General features: G+C 61.0%; 25 protein-coding genes. 16 read left to right on the top strand and 9 right to left on the bottom strand.

The annotated features are described in order from the left end of the window. Nucleotides 1-16: 16 nt before the first annotated feature. Nucleotides 17-589 (top strand): NADPH-dependent FMN reductase, encoded by a 573-nt coding sequence (locus PO860_RS19805; RefSeq protein WP_183608503.1) that lies wholly within the window; start codon nucleotides 17-19, stop codon nucleotides 587-589. A gap of 44 nt (nucleotides 590-633) precedes the next feature. Here the strand turns inward: PO860_RS19805 and PO860_RS19800 are convergent, their stop codons facing one another. The 4 genes from PO860_RS19800 to PO860_RS19785 all read right to left on the bottom strand — a co-directional run bounded on the left by PO860_RS19800 (nucleotide 634) and on the right by PO860_RS19785 (nucleotide 4081). Beyond that, nucleotides 634-1395, bottom strand: coding sequence for an amino acid ABC transporter ATP-binding protein (locus PO860_RS19800; RefSeq protein ID WP_272783532.1), 762 nt, complete (start codon nucleotides 1393-1395; stop codon nucleotides 634-636). Beyond that, nucleotides 1392-2072, bottom strand: a complete 681-nt coding sequence (locus PO860_RS19795) for an amino acid ABC transporter permease (protein WP_273884416.1) — start codon at nucleotides 2070-2072, stop codon at nucleotides 1392-1394. Before PO860_RS19795 ends, PO860_RS19800 begins: the two co-directional genes overlap by 4 nt. A gap of 211 nt (nucleotides 2073-2283) precedes the next feature. Continuing rightward, a complete protein-coding gene (locus tag PO860_RS19790) occupies nucleotides 2284-3057 on the bottom strand; it encodes an amino acid ABC transporter substrate-binding protein (protein WP_272783533.1) in 774 nt (257 codons plus the stop codon). A gap of 154 nt (nucleotides 3058-3211) precedes the next feature. After that, nucleotides 3212-4081, bottom strand: a complete 870-nt coding sequence (locus PO860_RS19785; protein ID WP_183608507.1) for a DMT family transporter — start codon at nucleotides 4079-4081, stop codon at nucleotides 3212-3214. Nucleotides 4082-4291: 210 nt separating this feature from the next. Here PO860_RS19785 and PO860_RS19780 point away from each other — a divergent pair, with 210 nt between their 5' ends. The 4 genes from PO860_RS19780 (at nucleotide 4292) to hisC (ending at nucleotide 8751) form a co-directional block, all read left to right on the top strand. Next, nucleotides 4292-5068 carry a DeoR/GlpR family DNA-binding transcription regulator gene (locus PO860_RS19780; RefSeq protein ID WP_273884417.1) on the top strand — a complete coding sequence of 259 codons (777 nt, stop codon included), beginning with the start codon at nucleotides 4292-4294 and terminating at the stop codon, nucleotides 5066-5068. A 65-nt stretch (nucleotides 5069-5133) separates the two neighbouring features. Then, the gene (locus PO860_RS19775) at nucleotides 5134-6327 is read left to right on the top strand and encodes an MFS transporter (protein ID WP_273884418.1); all 1194 of its coding nucleotides are present in this window, start codon (nucleotides 5134-5136) and stop codon (nucleotides 6325-6327) included. A gap of 96 nt (nucleotides 6328-6423) precedes the next feature. Beyond that, on the top strand, nucleotides 6424-7674 hold the full coding sequence (ispG, locus tag PO860_RS19770; RefSeq protein ID WP_183608510.1) for a flavodoxin-dependent (E)-4-hydroxy-3-methylbut-2-enyl-diphosphate synthase: 1251 nt from the start codon (nucleotides 6424-6426) through the stop codon (nucleotides 7672-7674). Between the two features lie 15 nt (nucleotides 7675-7689). After that, nucleotides 7690-8751, top strand: coding sequence for a histidinol-phosphate transaminase (gene hisC / locus PO860_RS19765; RefSeq protein ID WP_273884419.1), 1062 nt, complete (start codon nucleotides 7690-7692; stop codon nucleotides 8749-8751). A 28-nt stretch (nucleotides 8752-8779) separates the two neighbouring features. Here hisC and PO860_RS19760 read toward each other — a convergent pair whose 3' ends face one another. Continuing rightward, a complete protein-coding gene (locus PO860_RS19760) occupies nucleotides 8780-9694 on the bottom strand; it encodes a polyprenyl synthetase family protein (RefSeq protein ID WP_183608512.1) in 915 nt (304 codons plus the stop codon). 135 nt (nucleotides 9695-9829) lie between these two features. On the opposite strand from PO860_RS19760, the gene mtgA reads away from it, so the two are divergent. The 5 genes from mtgA (at nucleotide 9830) to PO860_RS19735 (ending at nucleotide 13071) form a co-directional block, all read left to right on the top strand. Continuing rightward, complete coding sequence (gene mtgA / locus PO860_RS19755) at nucleotides 9830-10567, top strand: monofunctional biosynthetic peptidoglycan transglycosylase (protein ID WP_183608513.1); 738 nt, start codon at nucleotides 9830-9832, stop codon at nucleotides 10565-10567. 123 nt (nucleotides 10568-10690) lie between these two features. Then, nucleotides 10691-11413: a DUF1868 domain-containing protein gene (locus PO860_RS19750; RefSeq protein ID WP_272783538.1), complete on the top strand. Its 723-nt coding sequence runs from the start codon at nucleotides 10691-10693 to the stop codon at nucleotides 11411-11413. 13 nt (nucleotides 11414-11426) lie between these two features. Further along, nucleotides 11427-12074: a glutathione S-transferase family protein gene (locus PO860_RS19745; protein ID WP_272783539.1), complete on the top strand. Its 648-nt coding sequence runs from the start codon at nucleotides 11427-11429 to the stop codon at nucleotides 12072-12074. A gap of 155 nt (nucleotides 12075-12229) precedes the next feature. After that, complete coding sequence (gene rpmF, locus PO860_RS19740) at nucleotides 12230-12415, top strand: 50S ribosomal protein L32 (protein WP_003543812.1); 186 nt, start codon at nucleotides 12230-12232, stop codon at nucleotides 12413-12415. A gap of 248 nt (nucleotides 12416-12663) precedes the next feature. Then, nucleotides 12664-13071 (top strand): hypothetical protein, encoded by a 408-nt coding sequence (locus PO860_RS19735; RefSeq protein WP_183608516.1) that lies wholly within the window; start codon nucleotides 12664-12666, stop codon nucleotides 13069-13071. Here PO860_RS19735 and phaR read toward each other — a convergent pair. Continuing rightward, nucleotides 13066-13638, bottom strand: a complete 573-nt coding sequence (gene phaR, locus PO860_RS19730) for a polyhydroxyalkanoate synthesis repressor PhaR (protein ID WP_183608517.1) — start codon at nucleotides 13636-13638, stop codon at nucleotides 13066-13068. The two genes, PO860_RS19735 and phaR, sit on opposite strands and share 6 nt — an antisense overlap. Before the next feature lie 241 nt (nucleotides 13639-13879). Between phaR and PO860_RS19725 the strand changes: the two genes are divergently transcribed. Then, nucleotides 13880-15061, top strand: a complete 1182-nt coding sequence (locus tag PO860_RS19725) for an acetyl-CoA C-acetyltransferase (protein ID WP_183608518.1) — start codon at nucleotides 13880-13882, stop codon at nucleotides 15059-15061. A gap of 68 nt (nucleotides 15062-15129) precedes the next feature. Beyond that, nucleotides 15130-15855 carry a beta-ketoacyl-ACP reductase gene (locus tag PO860_RS19720; RefSeq protein ID WP_273881358.1) on the top strand — a complete coding sequence of 242 codons (726 nt, stop codon included), beginning with the start codon at nucleotides 15130-15132 and terminating at the stop codon, nucleotides 15853-15855. 72 nt (nucleotides 15856-15927) lie between these two features. Here the strand turns inward: PO860_RS19720 and PO860_RS19715 are convergent, their stop codons facing one another. The 3 genes from PO860_RS19715 to PO860_RS19705 all read right to left on the bottom strand — a co-directional run bounded on the left by PO860_RS19715 (nucleotide 15928) and on the right by PO860_RS19705 (nucleotide 16710). Continuing rightward, nucleotides 15928-16074: a hypothetical protein gene (locus PO860_RS19715; RefSeq protein ID WP_273884420.1), complete on the bottom strand. Its 147-nt coding sequence runs from the start codon at nucleotides 16072-16074 to the stop codon at nucleotides 15928-15930. Nucleotides 16075-16267: 193 nt separating this feature from the next. Beyond that, nucleotides 16268-16528, bottom strand: coding sequence for a YMGG-like glycine zipper-containing protein (locus PO860_RS19710; protein WP_183608520.1), 261 nt, complete (start codon nucleotides 16526-16528; stop codon nucleotides 16268-16270). Between the two features lie 26 nt (nucleotides 16529-16554). Further along, a complete protein-coding gene (locus PO860_RS19705) occupies nucleotides 16555-16710 on the bottom strand; it encodes a DUF3309 family protein (protein ID WP_003543790.1) in 156 nt (51 codons plus the stop codon). Nucleotides 16711-17517: 807 nt separating this feature from the next. Here PO860_RS19705 and PO860_RS19700 point away from each other — a divergent pair. The 4 genes from PO860_RS19700 (at nucleotide 17518) to PO860_RS19685 (ending at nucleotide 22690) form a co-directional block, all read left to right on the top strand. Next, nucleotides 17518-20784, top strand: coding sequence for a helicase-related protein (locus PO860_RS19700; RefSeq protein WP_273884421.1), 3267 nt, complete (start codon nucleotides 17518-17520; stop codon nucleotides 20782-20784). Between the two features lie 2 nt (nucleotides 20785-20786). Beyond that, the gene (locus tag PO860_RS19695) at nucleotides 20787-21191 is read left to right on the top strand and encodes an RNA-binding S4 domain-containing protein (RefSeq protein WP_272783543.1); all 405 of its coding nucleotides are present in this window, start codon (nucleotides 20787-20789) and stop codon (nucleotides 21189-21191) included. A 194-nt stretch (nucleotides 21192-21385) separates the two neighbouring features. Beyond that, entirely contained in the window at nucleotides 21386-21724 is a 339-nt protein-coding gene (gene fdxA, locus PO860_RS19690; RefSeq protein WP_003567552.1) for a ferredoxin FdxA, read from the top strand. A gap of 393 nt (nucleotides 21725-22117) precedes the next feature. After that, complete coding sequence (locus PO860_RS19685; RefSeq protein WP_273884422.1) at nucleotides 22118-22690, top strand: CarD family transcriptional regulator; 573 nt, start codon at nucleotides 22118-22120, stop codon at nucleotides 22688-22690. Nucleotides 22691-22766 lie beyond the last annotated feature (76 nt).

The raw sequence follows: 22766 nt of genomic DNA, 5'->3' as shown, positions 1-22766 counted from the left end.
TCAGGACACCATCTCCATGAGTAAGCTGAAGATTGCCGTCATTGTCGGCAGCACGCGTATTGGCCGTTTCGCCGAACATCCGGCCAAGTGGATCGCCGAACTGGTCAGCCAGCGCTCCGATCTCGAAGTCGAGATTCTCGATCTTCTCGACTATCCCATGCATTTCTTTGGCGAAGAGCGCGCCACGACGGCGGAAAGCGAATCCGCCGAGCGCTGGAAGAAGAAGCTGCGCGAATTCGATGGCTTCATATTCACCGTCGCCGAATACAACCATGCGCCGACGGCTGTTTTGAAGAATGCGATCGATCTCGGCGAATTCATCCAGAAGCCGGTCGGTTTCGTCGGTTATGGCGGCGTCGGCGGCGCACGTGCGGTCGAGCAGCTTCGTCTGATCTTCGTGGAAATGAGTGCCGCTTCCGTCAAGACCGGCGTCCACATCGCATTCAGCGAATATCTTGCCGTTCTCAAGGAGGGCAAGAGCCTGGGGGATTACGCGCATCTCAACGAGGCTGGCAAGAACCTGCTCGACCAGATCACCTGGTGGGGCAATGCGCTCAAGGCTGCGCGCGCCGTCGTCACGGCCTCCTGATTGCAGTTCCAGCAATGCCGGGATGTTCGCATCCCGGCATTGTCTCAGATATCGTAGGTATGGGCGGCGTTGATCGTCGAGATGAAGCGCTTGGTGCGTTCGCGCTGGGGCGTATTGAAGATCGCCTTGGCGCTGCCCGTTTCCACCACGCTTCCGGCTTCCAGGAAGACGACGTCATTGGCGATTTTGGAGGCAAGCCTGAGATCATGGGTCGCCATCACCATCGTCGTGCCTTCTCCGGCCAAACGGCCGAGCACATCGACCACCTCGGCCGAAAGCTCCGGATCAAGCGCCGAGGTCGGCTCGTCGCAAAGAAGCACGCGCGGCGACGGCGCCAGCGCCCGGGCAATCGCCACACGCTGCTGCTGGCCGCCTGAAAGCGTTGACGGCCAGGCGTTGGCCTTTTCGGTCATGCCGACCTTGGCCAGCAGCTCCATTGCGCGCTCGCGGGCCTTTTCTCGCGGCCATCTCAACACCGTGACCAGGCCTTCCATGACATTCTCGATCGCGGTCTGATGCGGGAAAAGCTGGAAGTTCTGGAAGACCATGCCGGTCTGGCGGCGGATCTTCTGGATCGCCGACCAGCTCGTTCGTTTGCCCGGCGCAAAGGCCAGCGTTTCCTCTCCGAGGCGGATGGAACCGGCGGTCGGGATTTCGAGTAGGTTGATGCAGCGTAGCAGCGTGCTCTTGCCGCCGCCGGACGGCCCGACTAGCGCGGTGACGCTGCCTTCAGGGATGCGGATGCTGATATCTTTCAGGATAACCGCATCGCCGAAGCGCTTTTCGATGTTGGAAAGCTCGATCATGCATTTGCCTCCAGCATGCCGCCGTAACGCGCGAAGCGGCGCTCCAACCGCACCTGCAGCTGCGAGAGGACGGAGCTCAGGACGAGATAGATCAGCGCCGCCTCGATATAGAGGATCAGCGGCTCATAGGTGGTGGCGACGATGCGCTGCGCCGCCTGGAAGAGTTCCGGCACGGTGATGGCGGCGGCAAGCGAGGTGTCTTTGACCAGCGAGATGAAGGTGTTCGACAAAGGCGGCACGGCGACGCGAGCGGCCTGCGGCAGGATGGTACGGCTCATTGCCTGGCGCCAGCTCATGCCGATCGAATAGGCGGCTTCCCACTGGCCCTTCGGCACCGAGGAAATGACGGCGCGGATGATCTCGGAGCTGTAGGCGCCGATATTCAGGGTAAAGCCGATCAGGGCGGCGGGAAAGGCATCGAGCAGAATGCCGAGACTCGGCAGGCCGTAGAAGATGACGAAGAGCTGGACGAGCAGCGGCGTCCCGCGGATGACCCAGACATAGAAGCGGGCGACGGCGGAAAGCGGCCTCGGCCCGAACAGGCGGGCGATCGCGGTGGCGAGCCCGAGGGCGAGGCCGAAGACGAAGGATAGAAGGGTCAGCGGAATGGTGAAGGTCAACCCCGCCCAGAGGAGCGAGGGAAGCGATTCCGCCATCAGTTGGAGCCAGTGCGCCAAGGGAGTTCCCTCTCGTCGGTTGGTACGTTGAAGTGGCATACCCCTCCCCAACCCTTCCCCACAAGGGGGAGGGGCTTAGCGGAGGCCCCGGCGCACCAAATAGCGACCGTCCTGTTGGCTGAGAGGCTGTTTTGAGATGAGAACAGTGCGGCATCGAAGCCCCTCCCCCTTGTGGAGAGGGGTTGGGGAGGGGACTTTTCCTGAATGAAGCTTACTTGGAAACGTCCTGGCCGAAATACTTGTCGGCGATCTTCTTGTAGGTGCCGTCGGCCTTGATGTCAGCAAGCGCCTTGTTGATTTCGGCAAGCAGCTCCGGCTCGTTCTTGCGGATGATGACGCCGGAATAGTCGGCATTTTCCTGCTCGGCGACGATCTTCACCGGCGCGTCCGGCTTGTGCTTCTTGAAGTCGAGGAAGGAGAGGCTGTCGTTGATCGTGGCATCGGCGCGCTTGGTCAGCACCAGCTGGATCGACTGGTCGAAACCATCGGTGCCGACGAGTTCGGCGCCGGCTTCGGTGGCGAGCTTGCCGAAGTTGCTGGTCAGCGACTGGGCGGATTTTTTGCCCTTGAGGTCGGCGAAGGACTTGATGCTGTCGTCGCCGTCGCGGGCGATCAGCACGGCCTTGGATGCGATATAGGGCTCGGAGAAATCGTATTTCTGCTTGCGGGCTTCGGTGATGCCGACCTGATTGATGACGGTGTCGTAGCGCTTGGCGTCGAGGCCGGCGATCAGGCCGTCCCACTTGCCTTCGACGAATTCGGCCTTGACGCCGAGCTTGGCGGCGATGGCTTCGCCGATCTCGACATCGAAGCCGACGAGCTTGCCGCTTTCGTCATGATAGGTGAAGGGCGCATAGGTGCCCTCGGTGCCGATCTTGAAGACGCCGGCCGATTTAATGGCGGCGAGGTTTTCGCCGGCATGGGCGGGCAAGAGGGCCGCAGCCTGAATGAGGGCGGCAGCAGCGACGGTTTTCAGCCAGTTCATTGTTATATCCATCCTTGGGAGGTTGTCATCGGATGAGGGATAGTTCGCAGAAAATTAGGGCGCAGGAAGCGTAAAAAACTGCGAATAAAAGCAGCAACTGCAAATATTTTTCTCAAGCGGCCGGTTGAGCCGTGAATCCCTTGGAAAATTCGCATCAGACAGCGATGCGACGGCGCAGCCTTTCGCTGACGATGATGATCAACCCGGCCCCGAGGATCATGCATGCGCCGGCGATGACATTATGCGTGGGGATATCGGCCCAGATCAGATAGCCGAGGAGGAAGGCCCAGACGAGAGACGTGTATTCGAATGGCGCAAGCACGGAGACGGGCGCCCGGCGCATGCCTTCGAAGAGGGCGAACTGCGCCGCGCCGGCAACAACGCCGGTGGCGACGAGCAGCGCCAGCTGCGTCATGTCAGGCGTCCGCCACGTATAGAGAACGGCAACGCCTGTCATAACAAGGAAAAAGAGGTTGGAGACGGCAAGCTGGACGATGGTCTTCTCGTGCAGCGAGGTCTTGCGCAGCAACACCATGGCGGAGGCCCAGAGGACGGCTGCCTGCAGCGCCAGATAGACCGGCCAGGAGATGGCAAGGCCGATCGGGTTGCAGGCGATCAGCACGCCGACGAAGCCGACGCCGACGGCAAGCCAGCGCGCCGGCGTGACCTCCTCCTTCAGAATAAGCCATGCAAGCAGGGTGCCGACGATGGGTGCGGCGTAATAAAGCGTCGTTACTTCAGCCAGCTGCAGGCGGCTTGCGGCGGAATAATAGGAAAGCCAGGCAGAGAGAAGAAGGATGCTGCGGACGATCATCGGCTTGATGATCGGCGATGTCATCGTTTGATGGACGAGCTTGCCGCGGCCATAGGCGAGACAACCGACGAGGATGGTGAGACTGCGGAAAAACAGGATCTGCCAGACCGGGATGGTTGATGTCAGGATCTTGATGATCGCGTCATGGAAGGTGAACGCCATATAGGCGACGCTCGTGAGCAGAATGCCCAGGCTGACTGAGTTTTTCACGGAGATGCACCAGACGGCGGATATGCCGGCGGGAATCGAGAATATGCGATCGGTAATCCCGGCCCGTGGGCCGGTCAATAGGCCATATTTCGCTCCGGTAGTGGAGCTTTGTTTCATAACGTCAAAAAACGTGTGATCGTGCAGATTGCCTGCACGGTCTTCAGCGTTTATGCACGTTTCTCATGTTTGAAATATTGAGCCGGTAGAAACATGCAGGATTTTTTGTTGCGAGAGCGCCAGGGGCTGATTTCCGAGAGGCTGCGGCTGAATGGCCGTGTGCTGGCGGCGGAACTTGCGCTGGAATTCGGTGTCTCCGAGGATACGGTGCGGCGCGACCTGCGCGAAATGGCGGCGGCAGGGCTCTGCGAGCGGGTCTATGGCGGCGCTTTGCCGGTTTCGCCGGCGCATGGAAGCCTGACGCAGCGCATCGGTTTTGCCGCTGATCGGAAACAGGCGCTGGCGCGCGCCGCGGCAACGCAGATTGCCGCCGGTGCGTGTGTATTCTTCGATGCCGGCAGCACCAATCTGGCGATCGCCAACGCACTGCCCACCGAACTCGAGCTGACGGCCGCGACCAATGCGCCGGCGATCGCCGCGGCGCTGATCGACAAGCCTGCCGTCAACGTCATCCTGATCGGCGGAATGGTGGACCGGCAGACGGGCGGGGCGCTCGGCGCCAAGGCTCTCCGGGACATGGAGCAGATTTCGCCCGACCTCTGCATTCTCGGCGCCTGCGGTGTCGATCTCGAGGCCGGTATCACCGCGTTCGGCTTCGAGGATGCGGAGTTCAAGCGGTTCGCGGCATCCCGCAGCAGAAAAGTGCTGGCGGCGGTCACCTCGGAGAAATTCGGTACGGCCGCGCCGCATAGTATCCTGCCGGTTGCGCATTGCGAATGCCTGGTCGTCGAGCACGATGCCGATCCGGCCGTTCTCGGCCGCTACCGCGAGCGCGGATGCAGAACGGTGATCGCCGAGAAAACGAACTGAGGCTGCGGCCACAAAGTTTAGGGAAATCGGGCGCTTGCAAGCCCGGCAATGAGGAAAGACCGAAAATGGACAGTCATGTAAGTGCGCCGCCGGGAGCTCGGAGCGGCTTCGTTACCAGAAGCAGGGCGGCTGTTTCCCTGCTTTTTCTCATGAACGGCTTCGTCGTCGGCTGCTGGGCGCCGAAGATCCCGGATTTTGCCGAGCGGCTGGCGCTGAGCAAGTTCGAGCTCGGGCTGATGATCCTCGTCTTCGGCGTCGGCTCGCTGGTCATGATGCCGATCGCCGGGGCGCAGATCGCCAAACACGGCTCGCGTATCGTCGTTCAGGTGCTGGCTGCCTGCGTGTTGCCGCTGCTGCTGGCCTTGACGCTCGCGCCAAATGTGATCACCGGGGCAATCGCGCTGTTCCTGTTCGGCGGCTTCATCGGCGCGATGGATGTGGCGATGAATGCCAATGCGGTGTCGGTCGAGAAATCCATGCGCCGCGCCATCATGTCGTCCTGCCACGCTTTCTGGAGCCTTGGCGGGCTGATCGGCTCCGGCCTCGGCGGCATCGTGATTTCCAAGCTCGGCATTCTCGGCCATGCGCAACTGGCAACGGTGCTGGCGGCAATCTTCCTCGCTCTGGCATGGCCGATGATCCTTGCCGATCCGCCGCATCCCGATGCCAAGAAGGAAAAGACAAGACTGCCGATGGTGCCGCTGCCGTGGCTGCTCGGATTGATGGCCTTGTTCTCCATGGTGCCGGAAGGTGCGGTTCTGGACTGGGGCGCGCTCTATCTCAGGCAGGAAATGGATGCATCCGTGGCGCTCTCCGGTCTTGGTTTCGCAGCTTTTTCGGCGACCATGGCGATCATGCGCTTTGCCGGCGACGTGGTGCGCGATCGTCTCGGCGGCGTCAAAACGCTGCGGATCTGCACGCTGTTTGCCATTGTCGGCATGCTGCTTGCCGGCCTGGCGCCCAATGCCGAACTTGCCATTCTGGGCTTTGCCTTTTGCGGTATCGGCATTTCCAACATGGTGCCGATCGCCTTCTCGGCGGCGGGCAACATTCCCGGCCTCAAGCCCGGCATCGGCATTTCCGTGGTCACGACCATGGGGTATTCCGGCATGCTGGTTGCGCCGTCCCTCATCGGCTTCGTCGCCGAGCATATCGGTTTTGCGGTGGTTTTCATGGCGCTGCCGGTGCTGCTGCTGGTCGTTCTGCTGTTTTCCAAGCTGGCCCACTATGCCGACGGGGTCTCCGGAGGCGGCCACTGAGCCGCCTCCCAACAAAAGTGATATCGGGGGCGGTTGACAAGAAAGCGGTCATGATCCACCTGAAAGGCACTGTTTTTAGGGGTGAAAAAGCGCTTCATGTCTTCAGCCGCCGATTTTGATCCGAAACCGCGCCGCGCTTCCGTTGCCGTCGATGTCGGCGGCGTCATCGTCGGTGGCGGGGCGCCGGTCGTCGTGCAGTCCATGACGAACACCGATACGGCCGATATCGATTCGACCGTCGCCCAGGTCGCCGCCCTCCACCGGGCGGGCTCGGAGCTGGTGCGCATCACCGTCGACCGCGACGAGAGTGCCGCCGCCGTGCCGAAGATCCGCGAGCGGTTGCTGCGGCTCGGCATGGACGTGCCGCTGATCGGCGACTTTCATTATATCGGCCACAAGCTGCTTGCCGATCATCCCGATTGTGCCGCCGCGCTGGCGAAATACCGCATCAACCCCGGCAATGTCGGCTTCAAGGACAAGAAGGACAAGCAGTTCGCCGAGATCATCGAGATGGCGATCCGCTACGACAAGCCGGTGCGCATCGGCGTCAACTGGGGCTCGCTCGATCAGGATCTCTTGACGGCGCTGATGGACCAGAATGCCGCAGCCGGCTCGCCGCTTTCGGCCCGGCAGGTGACGCGCGAGGCGATCGTGCAGTCGGCGCTGCTCTCGGCAGCCCTTGCCGAAGAAATCGGCCTGCCGCGCAACCGCATCATCCTGTCGGCCAAGGTCAGCCAGGTGCAGGACCTGATCGCCGTCAATTCGATGCTTGCCGAACGCTCCAATCATGCTTTGCATCTCGGTCTGACCGAGGCCGGCATGGGCACCAAGGGCATCGTCGCCTCGTCGGCGGCGATGGGCTTCGTGCTGCAGCACGGCATCGGCGATACGATCCGCGTGTCGCTGACGCCCGAGCCGAACGGCGACCGCACGCGCGAAGTCCAGGTGGCGCAGGAAATCCTGCAGGTCATGGGCTTCCGCCAGTTCATACCTGTCGTTGCCGCCTGTCCCGGCTGCGGGCGCACGACCTCGACGGTGTTCCAGGAGCTTGCCCAGAACATCCAGAACGACATCCGCAAGAACATGCCGGTCTGGCGGGAGAAATATCCCGGCGTCGAAGCGCTGAACGTCGCCGTCATGGGCTGCATCGTCAACGGGCCGGGAGAAAGCAAACATGCCGATATCGGCATTTCGCTCCCCGGCACCGGCGAGACGCCGGCGGCTCCCGTCTTTATCGACGGCCGGAAGGCGCTGACACTGCGCGGCCCCAATATCGCGGCAGATTTTGAGGCGCTTGTCGTCGACTATATCGAGAAGCGCTTCGGTCAGCGCACCGCGGCGGAATGAACGGCAGCGAATTCGATGAGCCGATACTGGTCTGATATCGTCAGCAAGCTTCAGCCCTATGTCGCGGGGGAGCAGCCCCGCATTCCCGGCCTGGTAAAGCTCAACACCAACGAGAATCCCTATGGGCCGTCTCCCCGGGCGCTTGAGGCGATCGGGCAAGCGACGGACGATCGTCTGCGGCTCTATCCCGATCCCGCAGCCACGGAATTGCGCGAGACGATCGCGGCGCGTCACGCTCTGAGGGCGGACGAAGTCTTCGTGGGCAATGGTTCCGACGAGGTTCTAGCGCATGTGTTTCAGGCGCTGCTGAAACACGATCTGCCGCTGCTCTATCCCGACGTGACCTACAGCTTCTATCCGACCTATAGCCTGCTATACGGTATTGAAGCGATCGAGATACCGGTCGATGACAGGTTCCAGATCCGGCTCGCGGATTATGACAGGCCATGCGGCGCGATCATGATTCCCAATCCGAATGCGCCGACCGGCATCGGCCTGCCGCTCGCTGACATCGAGGCGCTTGTCGCCACCCATCCGGATGCGGTCGTCGTGATAGACGAAGCCTATGTCGACTTCGGCGGTGAAAGCGCCATCCCGCTGATTTCCCGATATCCCAACCTGCTTGTCATCCAGACTTTGTCGAAATCCCGCTCGTTTGCGGGCCTGCGCGTCGGTTTCGCGCTGGGGCAGCGGGAACTGATCGAGGCGTTGGTGCGTGTCAAGGACAGCTTCAACTCCTATCCGCTCGATCGCCTGGCGCAGGTCGCCGCGACCGCCGCGATCCAGGACGAAGCATGGTTCGAGACATGCCGGAAGAAGCTCATTGCCAGCCGGGACCATCTCGTTGGGGAACTCGAAGCGCTGGATTTCGAGGTTCTGCCGTCCCAGGCGAATTTCATTTTTGCCAGGCACGAAAGCCGGTCGGGTGCCGCGCTTCTCGCCGCTCTGCGCGAGCGGGACATCCTCGTCCGGCTTTTTGCCAAGCCGCGTATTGCAGATTTCCTGCGCATCAGTATCGGCACCGACGAGGAATGCGCCGGTCTGGTTGCCGCTCTCAAGGCGATATTGGCAGCCTGAGCTGCCCATTTTTCTGAGTCCGGGTCCGTCAGCTCTTCCGGTCGGCGATGAACTGCGCCGCGGCGATGAGGGTCGAGGCGCGGGCGCCGTAGGGGGCAAGCAGCGTCTCGGCATCGGCGACATGCCGGCGGAGCTCGGTCTCGGCCCATTCCATGCCGTGCAGGGCGACGAGCGTTCCTTTGCCGCGGGCCGCATCCTTGCCGGTCGCCTTGCCCATGGTCGCAGCATCAGAGGTCAGGTCGAGGATGTCGTCGGCGAGCTGGAAGGCAAGGCCGATTTTTTCGCCGAAAGCGCGCAGGCGGCGGCGATCTTCCGGCGGACTTGCCGAGATGAGGGCGCCGGCTTCGCAGGCGAAGCGGATCAGCGCGCCTGTTTTCATCGCCTGCAGGCGGATGATGCCGGCCTCGTCAGGGGCCTGTCTTTCCGCCGCGAGATCGAGCGCCTGGCCGCCGGCCATGCCGCCGAGACCGGCGGCGCGGGCAAGGGCCAGCACCAGCGCTGCCTTGCTCGTATCGGGAAGGGCCGTTTCCGGCGCGGCGATGATGTCGAAGGCGTAGGTCAGCAGGCTGTCGCCTGCGAGGATCGCGGTGGCTTCGTCGAATTTGATGTGGACCGTCGGTTTACCGCGGCGCAGATCATCATCGTCCATGGCCGGCAGATCGTCATGCACGAGCGAATAGCAGTGGACGCATTCGAGGGCTGCGCCGACACGAAGGGCCGCCTCGGCGTCACCGCCGAGAAGGGCGGCGCTTTCGACGACCAGAAACGGGCGCAGCCGCTTGCCGCCATTCAGCACGGCGTAGTGCATGGCGCTGCGCAAGGTCTCGGGCCTGGCGATTTCGTCGGAGAGGCTGTTCGGTAAAAGCAATGCGTCGAGCAGCGCCTCGATCTCGCGGGCGTTGTGCTTCAGCCTGGTTTCGAAAGTGACCCGGTTCGCATCCATGGGCGCTGTTTGGCATGGCGCAATGGGGGCTTGCAACGGAATTGTCGATGGCTGCCGCAAGATTTCCCGTGTACTCTGGCATAAGCGCCGCACAGGGGTTATGAGAACGATAGGAGCGAAATCGGGCTGGGGACATTGGATATAGCGCCAGAGATAGAGGACAGCGTCGACGCGCCGGCCGAGCGGCGATGGTTTGGAGACCGGCGTGTGTTGAAACGCATTGTCCTTGCCGTGCTGACCCTGCTGGTCCTTCCCTATGCGCTGATCTTCTTCTACCTGTTGCCCTTCATTCATCCGGTCTCGACGCTGATGCTGCGCGATCTCGTGCTGTTGCGCGGCTATGACCGCAGATGGGTGTCGCTTGATGAGATCGCCCCGGTTCTGGTGCAATCGGTGATGATGTCCGAGGATGGGCAATATTGCTTCCACGGCGGCGTCGACTGGGCCGAGATGCGCATGCTGGTCGAGGATACGCTGAAAGGCCAGGCGACGCGCGGCGGCAGCACCATCCCGATGCAGACGGCGAAGAACCTCTTTCTCTGGAACAGCCGCTCCTTTGTGCGCAAGGCAATGGAGCTTCCTCTGGCCGTCTCCACGGATTTCGTCCTGTCGAAACGGCGGCTGATGGAAATCTACCTCAACATCGCCGAATGGGGTCCCGGCATCTATGGCATCGAGGCGGCGGCCCAGCATCATTTCAAGGTGCCAGCCTCGAAGCTGACGCGGCGCCAGGCGTCGCTGCTTGCGGTCTCGCTGCCGAACCCGATCGATCGCAATGCCGGCAAGCCGGGACGAGGCCTTCGCCGGCTCGCGGGTGTGATCGAGCGGCGGGCACAGGGTTCCGGCGACTACATCAAGTGCATCTATGAGTGATATCAGAACGTGTCGTTAGGAACGGCGCTCCAGATTTTCGAATGGGGGCATCCGCCGTCATCTGACATTCTTGGTTCTGCCATATGGGCGAATGGAGTCTAATCAGAGCCCTCGAGTCGCCCCATGACCGTCACGACGTTTTCTCCCGAGCTTCTCCTTTATTCGAAGACGCACAATCCGAACCCGCCCGCCCATCTCGGCAGCCGTTATCGCAAGGTCGGCGGCTTTCTGCCGGAAGCCGGCAACACCATCGTCTGCCATGCCGAGAAGGGTTCGCCGTCGCAGGCGGTGCTGATCGAGGCGCGGGAGAAATATCTGGCAATGCCGGAGGCTTCGCAGTTCCTGTTCACGCCGATATCAAGCCTTCACATGACGCTTTTCGAAGGTATCATCGAGACCCGGCGCCGGCAGGATTACTGGCCGGGCGATCTCCCGCTCGAGACGCCGATCGATGACATGACCGAGTTGATGGCTGCCAGGCTTGAAGGTTTTACGATGTTCGATCCCTTCAAGGTCGCCATTGTCGAAGCTCGGCCGTCGGGCCTCCTCGTCGACGGGGCGACGGAGAATGACCGCGGGGTTATGCGCGCCTGGCGCAACGCGTTTGCCGACCTTCTCGGCTATCGCCAGCCGAACCATGAGGACTATAAGTTCCACATGACCTTCGCCTATGTGATCGAACGGCTGGAGGACGAAGCCTTGCCGCGCTGGCAGGCGATGCTCGACAACGTGGCCGGGGATATCCGCCGCAAGGCCCCGGTTTTCGAGCTGACGCCGCCGGCATTCTGCGTGTTCGAGGATATGAACCATTTCCACGAACTGTTGATCTTCGATTTCGACACCTGAACGGGAGAAGCCCATGGACAGACCGACGCTCTACATTGCCAATAAGAACTATTCCTCCTGGTCGTTCCGGCCCTGGATGGCGCTGACGGGCGTCGGCATCGATTTCGAGGAAGTCCTGATCCCCTTCGACTATCCGGGCGGCAATCCCGACATCAAGGCGGTATCGCCAAGCGGCAATGTGCCGATCCTACAGCACGGCGCATTGAAGATCTGGGAATCGCTGGCGATCATCGAATATGTCGCCGAGCTTCACCCGGAAGCCGGCCTTCTGCCGAGCGATCGGGCCGCACGAGCGATCGCTCGTTCGGTTTCGATGGAAATGCTCTCGGGGTTTCGGGCGCTGCGCGCCGCCTGCCCGATGAATATCCGCCGGCCCAAGGCCAGGATCGTCTTGCCCGATGGTGTCGACGCCGATGTCAACCGCATCGAGACGGTCTGGCGAGACCTGCTGCAGCAATCCGGCGGGCCGTTTCTCTTTGGCGCATTCAGCGGCGCAGATGCGATGTTTGCGCCTGTCGTCAACCGGTTCGACATCTATGACCTCGTCAACCGGGACGAAACGCTGACCTATATGGAGACCATGAAGGCGCATCCGGCCTGGCGGAAATGGGAAGAGGCGGCACGGGCCGAGCGTTGGATCGTGGCGGAAGACGAAGTTTGAGCCAGGAATCATCGGCGTCGCAAAAAATATGCATGGGGACTGGTCAAGCCCACCCCTTGCATGTATAAGCGCGCCAAATTCCGAAATCGCGACATGTCCGTTTCGGCCGCCAGTCTGGCCGTGGGAATGTTTTGCCCGCAAGTGGAGTAAGAGAAATGGCTGTACCGAAGAGAAAAACAAGCCCGTCCAAGCGCGGTATGCGCCGTTCGGCAGATGCACTGAAGGCTCCGACCTACGTCGAAGACAAGAACTCCGGCGAACTGCGCCGTCCGCACCATATCGACCTGAAGACCGGTATGTATCGCGGCCGCCAGGTTCTGACGCCGAAGGAAAGCGCATAATTTCCCGATCCGGCTTGCCCGATCGAAAGTTTCAAGGCCGGCGTCACGCCGGCCTTTTCTATTCGACGATATAATATTTGCAATGACTTGCGGTCTGGCAGCGGTTTGCGGCAGTATTCTTCCTGCGCGCTCCAGCGGCGCGGTCTTTTCAGACGTGCAATTGATGCTGTAGCCCTTTGAATTTACGCGTCATGATTTCCGAAAATCGAATCCGATTTTTCGGAAATCATGATGCTGGGAGATTGCCGATGATAGCCGCCATGCCCCTGATGATTATCCCGTTTATTCTTTACAATCTGGCGATGCTGGGATTGATGGGCGATGGCGGCATTCCGGCGCTGCAGCACGATGTCATCGTACTGTCGATGATCTCGGGTGCGATCTGGAGCATGGCGCTCGGCGATCTTTTCATCGTCGTCGCCCTTGTCGTGCTGTTCTTCGAAATTCTGAAGGCGACCAGAACCGGCCCCGGCAACCTCATCAACCATATCTTGTCGATGCTGGTGTTCATCGCCTTCCTGGTCGAGTTTCTGCTCGTCCGGGACGCTGCGACGCAGGTATTCTTCATATTGCTGACGATCGCTCTGATCGATGTGATCGGCGGTTTTGCCGTCTCGATCCGGAGCGCCGGGCGGGATGTCTCGATCGGATTATAGGTTGTCGAGTTTGTTCTGAAGGGCGCGGAGCTGTTCCTTCAGCTCATCGATATCCTTGGCCTCGGCCTTGCGGCTTTCCTTGGCAGGCGGCGTCATGAAGGGCGAGAACATCTGCATCGCCTGCTGAAACAGCTCGGTGTTGCGGCGAACCTGGTCCTCGACCATCTGCATCGGCAGTTGCAGATTCTTGCCGAGCGGCGTCTCGCCGAAGGCGCGGTTCACCTGCTCACGCATCTGGGACTGCTGTTCGGTGAAGGCGCGCATCGAATGTTCGAGAAAGCTCGGCACCACCATCTGCATCTGATCGCCGTAATAGGTGATGAGCTGGCGCAGGAAGGAGATCGGGAGCAGGGTGTTGCCGGTCTTCGATTCCTGTTCGAAAATAATCTGGGTCAGCACCGAATGGGTGATGTCATCTCCGCTTTTTGCATCCTGGACGGTAAAATCTTCGCCCCTCTTCACCATCTCCGCCAAGTCTTCCAGCGTGACATAGGTGCTGGTGCCCGTATTGTACAACCGGCGATTGGCGTATTTCTTGATAACGATCTGACCCTCATGCTTCGCCATATCAGTCTCCTGGACCCCCGTCTGAATTATGGATATTCCTCCACTTCAGACTGTAAACGCAAAAGAAGGCCGGTGACAATCTCTTTGTGCGATGCGGCAAACCTTTCACAGAGCAGATGAATCGGCTTTGGCGGACGATGCTGAAAAACGACGGCAGCCGGTCTTCGCGTTTGACTTGTGCCCCAAGCTTTGCCAGTTTCCACTTATGTAAGTGAGACGAAAAACGAGGAGGAGCGTCCCCATGAGCAATTCATCCGTCGTCATCGCCAGCGCAGGTCGAACAGCAGTGGGCTCGTTCAACGGCGCTTTTGCAACGGTCCCCGCGCATGAGCTCGGCGCGGCCGTCATCAAGGGAGCGCTCCAGCGCGCCGGCGTCGATGCCGGCGAGGTGGATGAGGTGATCCTTGGTCAGGTGCTTGCCGCTGGCGAGGGCCAGAACCCGGCCCGCCAGGCGGCGATCAAGGCCGGCATTCCGAAGGAGGCGACGGCCTGGGGCGTCAACCAGCTCTGCGGCTCCGGCCTGCGCGCCGTCGCACTCGGCATGCAGCAGATCGCCACCGGTGACGCCCGGATCATCGTTGCCGGCGGTCAGGAATCCATGTCGATGGCGCCGCATGCCGCGCATTTGCGCGGCGGCGTCAAGATGGGCGACATGAAGATGGTCGACACGATGATCAAGGACGGCCTGACCGATGCCTTCCATGGCTATCATATGGGGGTCACCGCCGAGAATATTGCGCGGCAGTGGCAGCTTTCGCGCGAGGATCAGGATCAGTTCGCCGTCGCCTCTCAGAACAAGGCTGAAGCCGCGCAGAAGGCCGGCCGTTTTGCCGACGAGATCATTCCCTACCTCATCCAGACGCGCAAGGGCGACGTGACCGTCGATGCCGACGAATATATCCGCCATGGCGCCACGCTGGAGGCGATGGGCAAGCTGCGCCCGGCCTTCGACAAGGAGGGCACGGTCACGGCCGCGAACGCCTCCGGCCTCAATGACGGCGCGGCCGCAGCGGTGCTGATGAGCGAAGCCGAAGCCGTCAGGCGCGGCATCCAGCCGCTCGCCCGCATCGTTTCCTGGGCGACGGCCGGCGTCGATCCTTCCATCATGGGCACCGGCCCGATCCCGGCTTCGCGCAAGGCGCTGGAAAAGGCCGGCTGGTCGGTCGGCGATCTCGATCTTGTCGAGGCCAATGAGGCGTTTGCGGCGCAGGCCTGCGCCGTCACCAAGGATCTCGGCTGGGATCCATCGATCGTCAACGTCAACGGCGGAGCGATTGCGATCGGCCATCCGATCGGCGCCTCCGGCGCCCGCGTTCTCAATACGCTGCTGTTCGAAATGAAGCGCCGCGGCGCCAAGAAGGGCCTGGCCACGCTTTGCATCGGCGGCGGCATGGGTGTCGCCATGTGCTTCGAGGCGCTTTGAGCAGTACGATCCGTCATTGATTGAAAAGCCCACCAAGAGGTGGGCAAAAAACAACAGGGGAGTGGAACATGAGCAGAGTGGCTCTGGTCACCGGGGGAACACGTGGCATCGGCGCGGCGATTTCCGTAGCGCTGAAAAATGCCGGATATAGGGTTGCCGCCAACTATGCCGGCAACGACGAGAAGGCCAGGGCCTTCCACGAGGCCACAGGGGTTCCGGTGTTCAAATGGGACGTTTCGGACTACGCCGCCTGCGGCGAGGGGATCGCCAGGATCGAAAGCGAGCTCGGCCCGGTCGAAATCCTCGTCAACAATGCCGGCATCACCCGTGATGCGATGTTCCATAAGATGACGCCGCAGCAGTGGCACGACGTGATCAATACCAACCTCACCGGCCTGTTCAACATGACGCATCAGGTCTGGACAGGCATGCGCGACCGCAGCTTCGGCCGTATCGTCAATATTTCGTCGATCAACGGCCAGAAAGGCCAGATGGGTCAGGTGAACTATTCGGCCGCCAAGGCGGGCGATCTCGGCTTCACCAAGGCGCTGGCCCAGGAAGGGGCGGCCAAGAACATCACCGTCAACGCCATCTGCCCCGGTTATATCGGAACGGAAATGGTGCTGGCCGTGCCGGAGAAGGTGCTGAACGAACGCATCATTCCGCAGATTCCCGTCGGCCGTCTCGGCGAGCCGGAAGAGATCGCGCGTTGCGTCACCTTCCTCGCCTCCGACGATGCCGGCTTCATCACCGGTTCGACGCTGACGGCCAATGGCGGGCAGTTCTTCGCCTAAGCCACACTACGGATTACACGCAGTTTAAAAGCGAGGCGCGTCTGCAGGACGCGCCTCATTTCATTTGCTGGATCAAGAGCGGTGGTCGGTGTTCGTCCGAATCCTGGCCGGTACTTTCCGCATCGAGCGATCTTCGCTGCCGAGGGCTAATATCGCAGTCGTCAGGCAAGCCGACGCGATGAGAACGGCGACGAGGGAATTCAGGAAAATCTGGGTCATGGAAGCGTTTCCTTTCAGGTGCGCCGGGCGGCTCCGCCTGTCCGTTGCGCTGACGAAGGAATATGTGCCTGTCCGTTTGGCGGCGGTAGATTTGACTTTCACGACCAATTGTCAACGTCTTGTTGACGGATGCCGCCGGCAAACAAAAACGGGCGCAGAAGCGCCCGTTGGGAGTCCGATATGCTTCTGCCGATCAGTAGCGGCAACGCGCCTCGTAGCGGCGGCCGTAGCGGTCGCGATAGACGCAGTAGCCGCGGCGTTCGACCGAATGGCCGATGAGAGCGCCGGTCAAACCGCCGGCAACGGCGCCGACGGCGGCACCACCCCAGCTGTTGGTGACGACACCGCCGATGACCGCACCGGTGCCGGCGCCGATGGCCGTACCTTGTTCGGTCGCTGTGCAGGATGCCAGGGCGCCGACGAGGGCACCAATAAGAACAATCTTCTTCATCATGTCGTAACTCCCCAGGTTATTGGCCTTTAGATGCGGCCCATTAGTACAAGGATAATGATAATTACGAGAACTAGCCCCAAACCGCCGGAAGGTCCATAGCCCCAGCCACGGCTATAACCCCAATTCGGCAGGGCTCCGATCAAGAGCAGAATGAGGATAACAAGTAGTATGGTGCCAAGCATGGTGTGTTTCCTTCATTTCATCCGCAATTTGGATGGACTGGAAACACGCATTGGCGATTTTTGTTCCCGGTTACATGGCGGAAATGTGACGAGATTTGATTCGCGCTTTAAGTTCGGTCATCCCCCAAAATTATCAGTATGGTTAAAAAGGTCTTTAAATACAATATGTTGCGGTGAACAAAGAGGGAAAGTCGCGATGTCGCCGATTCGTCAGCGATTCGTTCCGTATTTGATCGGCGCGCCAATCCTGCCGCCTTGTCCTAACGCCGTCTGAATCCGGCTTCCAAAAGATTAATGGGCTTGCGAGAAGGCGAGGCGAAGCGATCAGCCGCCCGTCCGCATCTAGCGCACCGAACTGATAACGCCACCAGATATGGGCGTGAACGAAAGGCGAAAATAGCGGAGTCAGCGATTCGTCTCCGATTCGTTCCGGCTTTGGTCGAGAGGTTAATTTCCGGGCGGATTTTCGCCTGCTGAAGTCCGCGCTGAAATCGCCGATTACGACCGCGAACATGCGAAGAGGAGAGAGTCCCGCGATTCAGCATCTAGTGGGAAAAAGTGATTCAAAATCAATACTTAGCCGTGAACAAAAGCTGAATCGCCGGGAGTCAGCGATTCGTCGCTGATTCGTTCTCAGGCTGTTCCGAATCGCATATTCGAATGTTCCGCGAGACTCGCAAAGGTCGTATTCGTCGCTGCATTTTGAAATCTGCCCTTGCGTTTGCGGCGGCAGCTGTCCATGTGTTCTCTGGCTTCCATCGAGAAGCCGAGATTTTTCTGGGGTGCCCGCCTCATTTGCATGGACCGATGATTCTGACTTCGCAGCCGATGATTCTGAGTGGACGCGGTGTGACCGCGGTGCTCGGGCCGACCAATACCGGCAAGACCCATTATGCTATCGAGCGCATGGTCGCGCACGGGACCGGCGTGATCGGCCTGCCGCTCAGGCTGCTGGCGCGCGAGGTCTATACGCGGGTGGTGGAGAAGGTCGGGGCGCAGAATGTGGCGCTGGTCACCGGTGAGGAAAAGATTTCGCCGCCGAATGCGCGTTTTTCGGTCTGCACCGTCGAGGCGATGCCGCGCGAGACCAAGGCCGCCTTCGTCGCGATCGACGAGGTGCAGCTCGCCGGCGATCTTGAGCGCGGCCATATCTTCACCGACCGCATCCTGCATCTTCGCGGCCGCGAGGAAACGCTGCTGCTCGGCGCGGCGACGATGCAGCCGATCCTGCAGCAGCTCCTGCCCGGCATCACGATCGTCGAGCGGCCGCGGCTTTCGCATCTGTTTTATGCCGGGCAGAAGAAGATCACCCGGCTGCCGCAGCGCTCGGCCATTGTCGCCTTCTCGGCCGACGAGGTCTATGCCATCGCCGAGCTCATCCGCCGGCAGCGCGGCGGCGCGGCGGTCGTGCTCGGGGCGCTGAGCCCACGCACCCGCAACTCGCAGGTGGCGCTTTATCAGGCGGGCGATGTCGAATATCTGGTGGCGACCGATGCGATCGGCATGGGCCTCAACCTCGATGTCGATCACGTCGCCTTCGCCCAGGACCGGAAATTCGACGGTTACCAGTTCCGCAATCTCAATCCGGGCGAACTCGGCCAGATTGCCGGGCGCGCCGGTCGGCACGTGCGCGACGGGACCTTCGGCGTCACCGGACAGGTCTCGCCCTTCGACGAGGAGCTGGTGCAGCGCATCGAGGGGCACGAATTCGACAACGTCAAGGTTTTGCAGTGGCGCACGACCGAGATGGACTTCTCCTCGATTCAATCCTTGCGGACAAGCCTCGAGGCAGGGCCGCGCGTACCGGGTCTGACGCGGGCGCTGCCTGCGGTCGACCAGCAGGCGCTGGAGCAGCTGTCGCGCTATCCCGAGATCATCGGTCTTGCCGACAGGCCGGCCCGCGTCGAAAAACTCTGGGAGGCTTGCGCGCTTCCCGACTATCGGCGTATCACCCCGGCACAACATGCCGATCTTATCTCCACCCTCTTTTCCGATCTCGTCCGCTATGGCACGGTGAACGAGCAGTTTCTCGCGGAGCAGGTCCATCGCTCCGATCGGACAGATGGGGAAATTGACACGCTTTCGGCGCGAATCGCGCAGATAAGGACCTGGACCTACGTTTCGAATCGGCCTGGTTGGCTTGCCGATCCGACACATTGGCAGGAAAAGACGCGGGAAATCGAAGATCGATTGTCCGATGCGTTACATGAGAGGTTGACGAAACGCTTTGTTGATCGCAGGACATCTGTGCTCATGAAGCGCCTGAGAGAGAATGCGATGCTGGAAGCTGAAATCAGTGTGAATGGCGATGTCTTCGTTGAAGGACATCATGTAGGGCAATTGAGCGGATTCCGTTTCACGCCGGTGGCGGGAACGGACGGACCGGATGCCAAGGCGGTTCAGGCTGCGTCGCAGAAAGCGCTCGCGCTCGAATTCGAGGCCCGTGCGGCGCGAATTCACGCCGCCGGCAACAGCGACCTGGCGATCGGGGCGGACGGGTTGATTCGTTGGATCGGCGACCCGGTGGCGCGGCTTTCGGGCAGTGATCACATCATGCGTCCGCGCGTGATCTTGCTCGCCGACGAGCAGTTGACGGGCAATGCCCGCGATCATGTCGCCGCCCGCATCGAGCGCTTCGTCAATCATCATATCAGCACGGTGCTGAAGCCGCTCGACGATCTGTCGCGCGCCGAAGACCTGCAGGGTCTCGCCAAGGGGCTGGCCTTCCAGCTCGTCGAGAATCTCGGCGTGCTGTTCCGCCGCGACGTCACCGACGAAGTGAAGTCGCTCGACCAGGAGGCCCGCGCCTCCATGCGCCGCTACGGCGTGCGCTTCGGCGCTTATCATATTTTCGTTCCGGCACTGCTGAAGCCGGCGCCGGCCGAGCTCATCACGCTTCTCTGGGCGCTGAAGAACGACGGTTTGGACAAACCGGGCTACGGCGATCTCATTCCGGTGCTGGCTGCCGGCCGCACCTCCGTCGTCACCGATCCGAGCTTCGAGCGAATGTTCTACAAGCTCGCCGGCTTCCGGTTCCTCGGCAAGCGTGCCGTGCGCATCGACATCCTCGAACGACTTGCCGATATCATCCGTCCGCTGCTGCAGTGGAAGCCCGGTCAGAGCAACCGCCCGGAGGGCGCCTATGACGGCCGCCGCTTCACGACGACGACGGCGATGCTGTCGATCCTCGGTGCGACGCTCGAGGACATGGAGGAAATCCTCAAGGGTCTCGGCTATCGTGCCGATGCCGTGAAGGCGGAAGAGGCATCGGCCCATCTTGCGACGCAGGATGCGGCCTCAGTGCCGGCTGCCACTGAAACGCCTGCGGACGAGACAGCCGAAAAGGCCGATCACGACGACGCCGACGGGGCGGCGGAAGAAACTGCTGCCGAGCCATCCGCGGCCGAGGCGATTGCGGCTGTTGTCGACACGGCTGTGACCGAAGCGGTCGAAACGCCCGCTCCGGCCGAAGCCTCGGCTCCGACGGAGGCTGCATCCGCTTCCGAGGAAGTGGTGTCGGCGTCTGGGGAAGCGGTGTCCGCTCCCGAGGAAGCCGTGCCTGCTTCCGGGGAAGCCGGCGAGCCGGTGGAACCGAAGCCGGTTCTTCTTTGGCGTCTCGGCGGCCGCAACGACAATCAGCGCCAGGCGCGCGGCGGGCATGGCGAACGCCGTGGCGGCCAGGGCGAGCAGCGCAGTCAGAACCAGGAACGCGGCGACCGCAATCGCCGGCCGGGCGGTGGTGAAGGCGGCGAGGGCAATCGCGGCGGCGAAGGCCGCGATAATAATCGTCACAATCGCGGCAAGGACGGCGGCAATCGCGATGGCGCCCGGCCGCAGCAGGCAATAGGCGACCGCAACAACCAGCCACGGGGCGACCAGCCGCGCGGCGACCGGCAGGACCGTGGCGATCGCAAGGACCGCGGTGACCGCAACGATCGTAACGACCGCAACAACAATCGCGGCGGTTCGCAGCCGCTGCGCTTCGAGGCGAAGCCACCCCGCAAGGAGAAGCCGATCGATCCGGATTCACCTTTCGCCAAGCTCGCGGCTCTCAAGGAGCAGATGAAGAAGTAATCATGAGCGGGGAGACACAGCCGACAAGCGGTTCGCGCCAGCGCATCGACAAGTGGCTGTTCTTCGCGCGCATGGCGAAGTCGCGGTCGTTGGCGCAGAGCCATGTCCAATCGGGCCATGTGCGCATCAACGGCGAGCGTTGCAATCATCCGAGCCAGATGGTCAAGCCGGGCGACCGTGTCGACTTGACGCTGGAGCGGCGGGACGTGGTTCTCGTCGTGCGCCTCGCCGGCGAGCGACGCGGGCCGTACGAGGAGGCTCGCCTGCTCTACGAGGACCTCTCGCCGCCGCCCGATGAGGCAAAACGTCTCACGCCCTACGAGCAGGCGATCCGGGCGACCGGCTCCGGCCGTCCGACCAAAAAGGAAAGACGCGCAATCGACAGGCTGATGTCGGACGAGGATTAGAAAACTCTCTCTGCTGTGGCTGCTTTTGCAGATCGTTTATCCTTGAAATCCGGCGCCAAAGCCGATAGGTCACTGACAACCTGCCGGAAGCGTGCTTGCCTCCCAAGCCTGTCCACGCTTTTCCTCCGGCACGGGGATAGGCGCGACGTTCCAGGTTGGCCGGCCCCATCCGCATGGAAATCCTGGAGTTCTTCATGACCTATGTCGTGACCGACAATTGCATCAAGTGCAAATACACCGATTGCGTGGAAGTCTGCCCTGTCGACTGCTTCTATGAGGGCGAGAATTTCCTCGTCATCCATCCCGACGAATGCATCGATTGCGGCGTCTGCGAGCCGGAATGTCCCGCCGAGGCGATCAAGCCCGATACCGAGCCGGGTCTCGACAAATGGCTGAAGATCAATACCGAATATGCCACCATCTGGCCGAATATCACGGTCAAGAAGGACCCATTGCCCGAGGCCAAGGAAATGGATGGCGAGACCGGAAAATTCGAGAAATATTTCTCCGAAAAACCCGGCTCCGGCGATTGAGACTGCGCCCACATTCGGTCGCCGAATTCGGGCGGCCGCGGCGCAAAACGTTTTAAAAGCTGCGTGAGGCATATGGGTGACATGTGTTGCCCGCATGACTCAAGCGAAGCAAATTATTGATTTCCTCATATTTTTATGATAGGTTTTGTCTACTGTTCCATTTGTGGCATGACGCATGCCCAAAACCATCACGAAAGCAAAACAAATCCGTACGCGGTTTCCGTGACATATCAACGCTTTGAGCGCCGGGTCCCAAGTCGTGCGCGAGAAGTTCTTTGCTTTTGCCCGATGGGATCAGAGTGAAGTCACCCGACGGATACTACCGTCTCACCCGGGCCTGACTGACCCGGCTCCGGCCGCCGCCGGAAGCGTAACAGGGAGTTTTTGAATAGAATGACGACTCAGCAGAAAAAGCCTTCTACAGCACGCCATGGCTTCAAGACCGGTGAATCGATCGTCTACCCCGCTCACGGCGTCGGTACCATCACCGCCATCGAAGAGCAAGAAGTTGCCGGCATGAAGCTCGAACTTTTCGTTATCGATTTCGAAAAGGACAAGATGCGGCTGAAAGTTCCGGTCGCGAAGGCGATGAGCATCGGTATGCGCAAGCTTTCGGAAACGGATTTCGTCGAGCGTGCATTGAAGGTGGTGCAGGGCAAGGCGCGCGTCAAGCGCACTATGTGGTCCCGCCGCGCCCAGGAATATGATGCCAAGATCAATTCCGGCGACCTGATTTCCATCGCTGAAGTCGTGCGCGATCTCTATCGTGCCGAAAACCAGCCCGAGCAATCCTATTCCGAGCGCCAGCTTTATGAGGCTGCGCTCGACCGCATGGCGCGCGAAATCGCCGCCGTCAACAAGATGTCGGAAACCGAAGCCGTCCGCCTCGTCGAGACCAATCTCAACAAGGGTCCGAAGCGCGGCAAGGTGATGGAAGAAGACGATTCGCAGGACGAAGCCGCCTAAGGCGATCCTGTTTTCCCATCCAAAAAACCCGGCCTTCAAGCCGGGTTTTTTTATTGGAACTTTTTCCCGACTGCCG

It is taken from the genome of Rhizobium binxianense (assembly GCF_028994275.1).
GTDB classification, from domain to species: domain Bacteria; phylum Pseudomonadota; class Alphaproteobacteria; order Rhizobiales; family Rhizobiaceae; genus Rhizobium; species Rhizobium binxianense.
Note: the sequence above shows the minus strand (reverse complement) of the source record. Positions and strands in the feature narration are given on the sequence as shown.

Excerpts from the sequence above, each read along its gene's own strand:
- PO860_RS19805 (WP_183608503.1), top strand. The coding sequence starts at position 17 with ATGAGTAAGCTGAAGATTGCCGTCATTGTCGGCAGCACGCGTATTGGC.
- PO860_RS19800 (WP_272783532.1), bottom strand. The coding sequence starts at position 1,395 with ATGATCGAGCTTTCCAACATCGAAAAGCGCTTCGGCGATGCGGTTATC.
- PO860_RS19790 (WP_272783533.1), bottom strand. The coding sequence starts at position 3,057 with ATGAACTGGCTGAAAACCGTCGCTGCTGCCGCCCTCATTCAGGCTGCG.
- PO860_RS19780 (WP_273884417.1), top strand. The coding sequence starts at position 4,292 with ATGCAGGATTTTTTGTTGCGAGAGCGCCAGGGGCTGATTTCCGAGAGG.
- PO860_RS19775 (WP_273884418.1), top strand. The coding sequence starts at position 5,134 with ATGGACAGTCATGTAAGTGCGCCGCCGGGAGCTCGGAGCGGCTTCGTT.
- ispG (WP_183608510.1), top strand. The coding sequence starts at position 6,424 with ATGTCTTCAGCCGCCGATTTTGATCCGAAACCGCGCCGCGCTTCCGTT.
- hisC (WP_273884419.1), top strand. The coding sequence starts at position 7,690 with ATGAGCCGATACTGGTCTGATATCGTCAGCAAGCTTCAGCCCTATGTC.
- PO860_RS19760 (WP_183608512.1), bottom strand. The coding sequence starts at position 9,694 with ATGGATGCGAACCGGGTCACTTTCGAAACCAGGCTGAAGCACAACGCC.
- PO860_RS19750 (WP_272783538.1), top strand. The coding sequence starts at position 10,691 with ATGACCGTCACGACGTTTTCTCCCGAGCTTCTCCTTTATTCGAAGACG.
- PO860_RS19745 (WP_272783539.1), top strand. The coding sequence starts at position 11,427 with ATGGACAGACCGACGCTCTACATTGCCAATAAGAACTATTCCTCCTGG.
- rpmF (WP_003543812.1), top strand. The coding sequence starts at position 12,230 with ATGGCTGTACCGAAGAGAAAAACAAGCCCGTCCAAGCGCGGTATGCGC.
- PO860_RS19735 (WP_183608516.1), top strand. The coding sequence starts at position 12,664 with ATGATAGCCGCCATGCCCCTGATGATTATCCCGTTTATTCTTTACAAT.
- phaR (WP_183608517.1), bottom strand. The coding sequence starts at position 13,638 with ATGGCGAAGCATGAGGGTCAGATCGTTATCAAGAAATACGCCAATCGC.
- PO860_RS19725 (WP_183608518.1), top strand. The coding sequence starts at position 13,880 with ATGAGCAATTCATCCGTCGTCATCGCCAGCGCAGGTCGAACAGCAGTG.
- PO860_RS19720 (WP_273881358.1), top strand. The coding sequence starts at position 15,130 with ATGAGCAGAGTGGCTCTGGTCACCGGGGGAACACGTGGCATCGGCGCG.
- PO860_RS19715 (WP_273884420.1), bottom strand. The coding sequence starts at position 16,074 with ATGACCCAGATTTTCCTGAATTCCCTCGTCGCCGTTCTCATCGCGTCG.
- PO860_RS19710 (WP_183608520.1), bottom strand. The coding sequence starts at position 16,528 with ATGATGAAGAAGATTGTTCTTATTGGTGCCCTCGTCGGCGCCCTGGCA.
- PO860_RS19705 (WP_003543790.1), bottom strand. The coding sequence starts at position 16,710 with ATGCTTGGCACCATACTACTTGTTATCCTCATTCTGCTCTTGATCGGA.
- PO860_RS19700 (WP_273884421.1), top strand. The coding sequence starts at position 17,518 with ATGATTCTGACTTCGCAGCCGATGATTCTGAGTGGACGCGGTGTGACC.
- PO860_RS19695 (WP_272783543.1), top strand. The coding sequence starts at position 20,787 with ATGAGCGGGGAGACACAGCCGACAAGCGGTTCGCGCCAGCGCATCGAC.
- fdxA (WP_003567552.1), top strand. The coding sequence starts at position 21,386 with ATGACCTATGTCGTGACCGACAATTGCATCAAGTGCAAATACACCGAT.
- PO860_RS19685 (WP_273884422.1), top strand. The coding sequence starts at position 22,118 with ATGACGACTCAGCAGAAAAAGCCTTCTACAGCACGCCATGGCTTCAAG.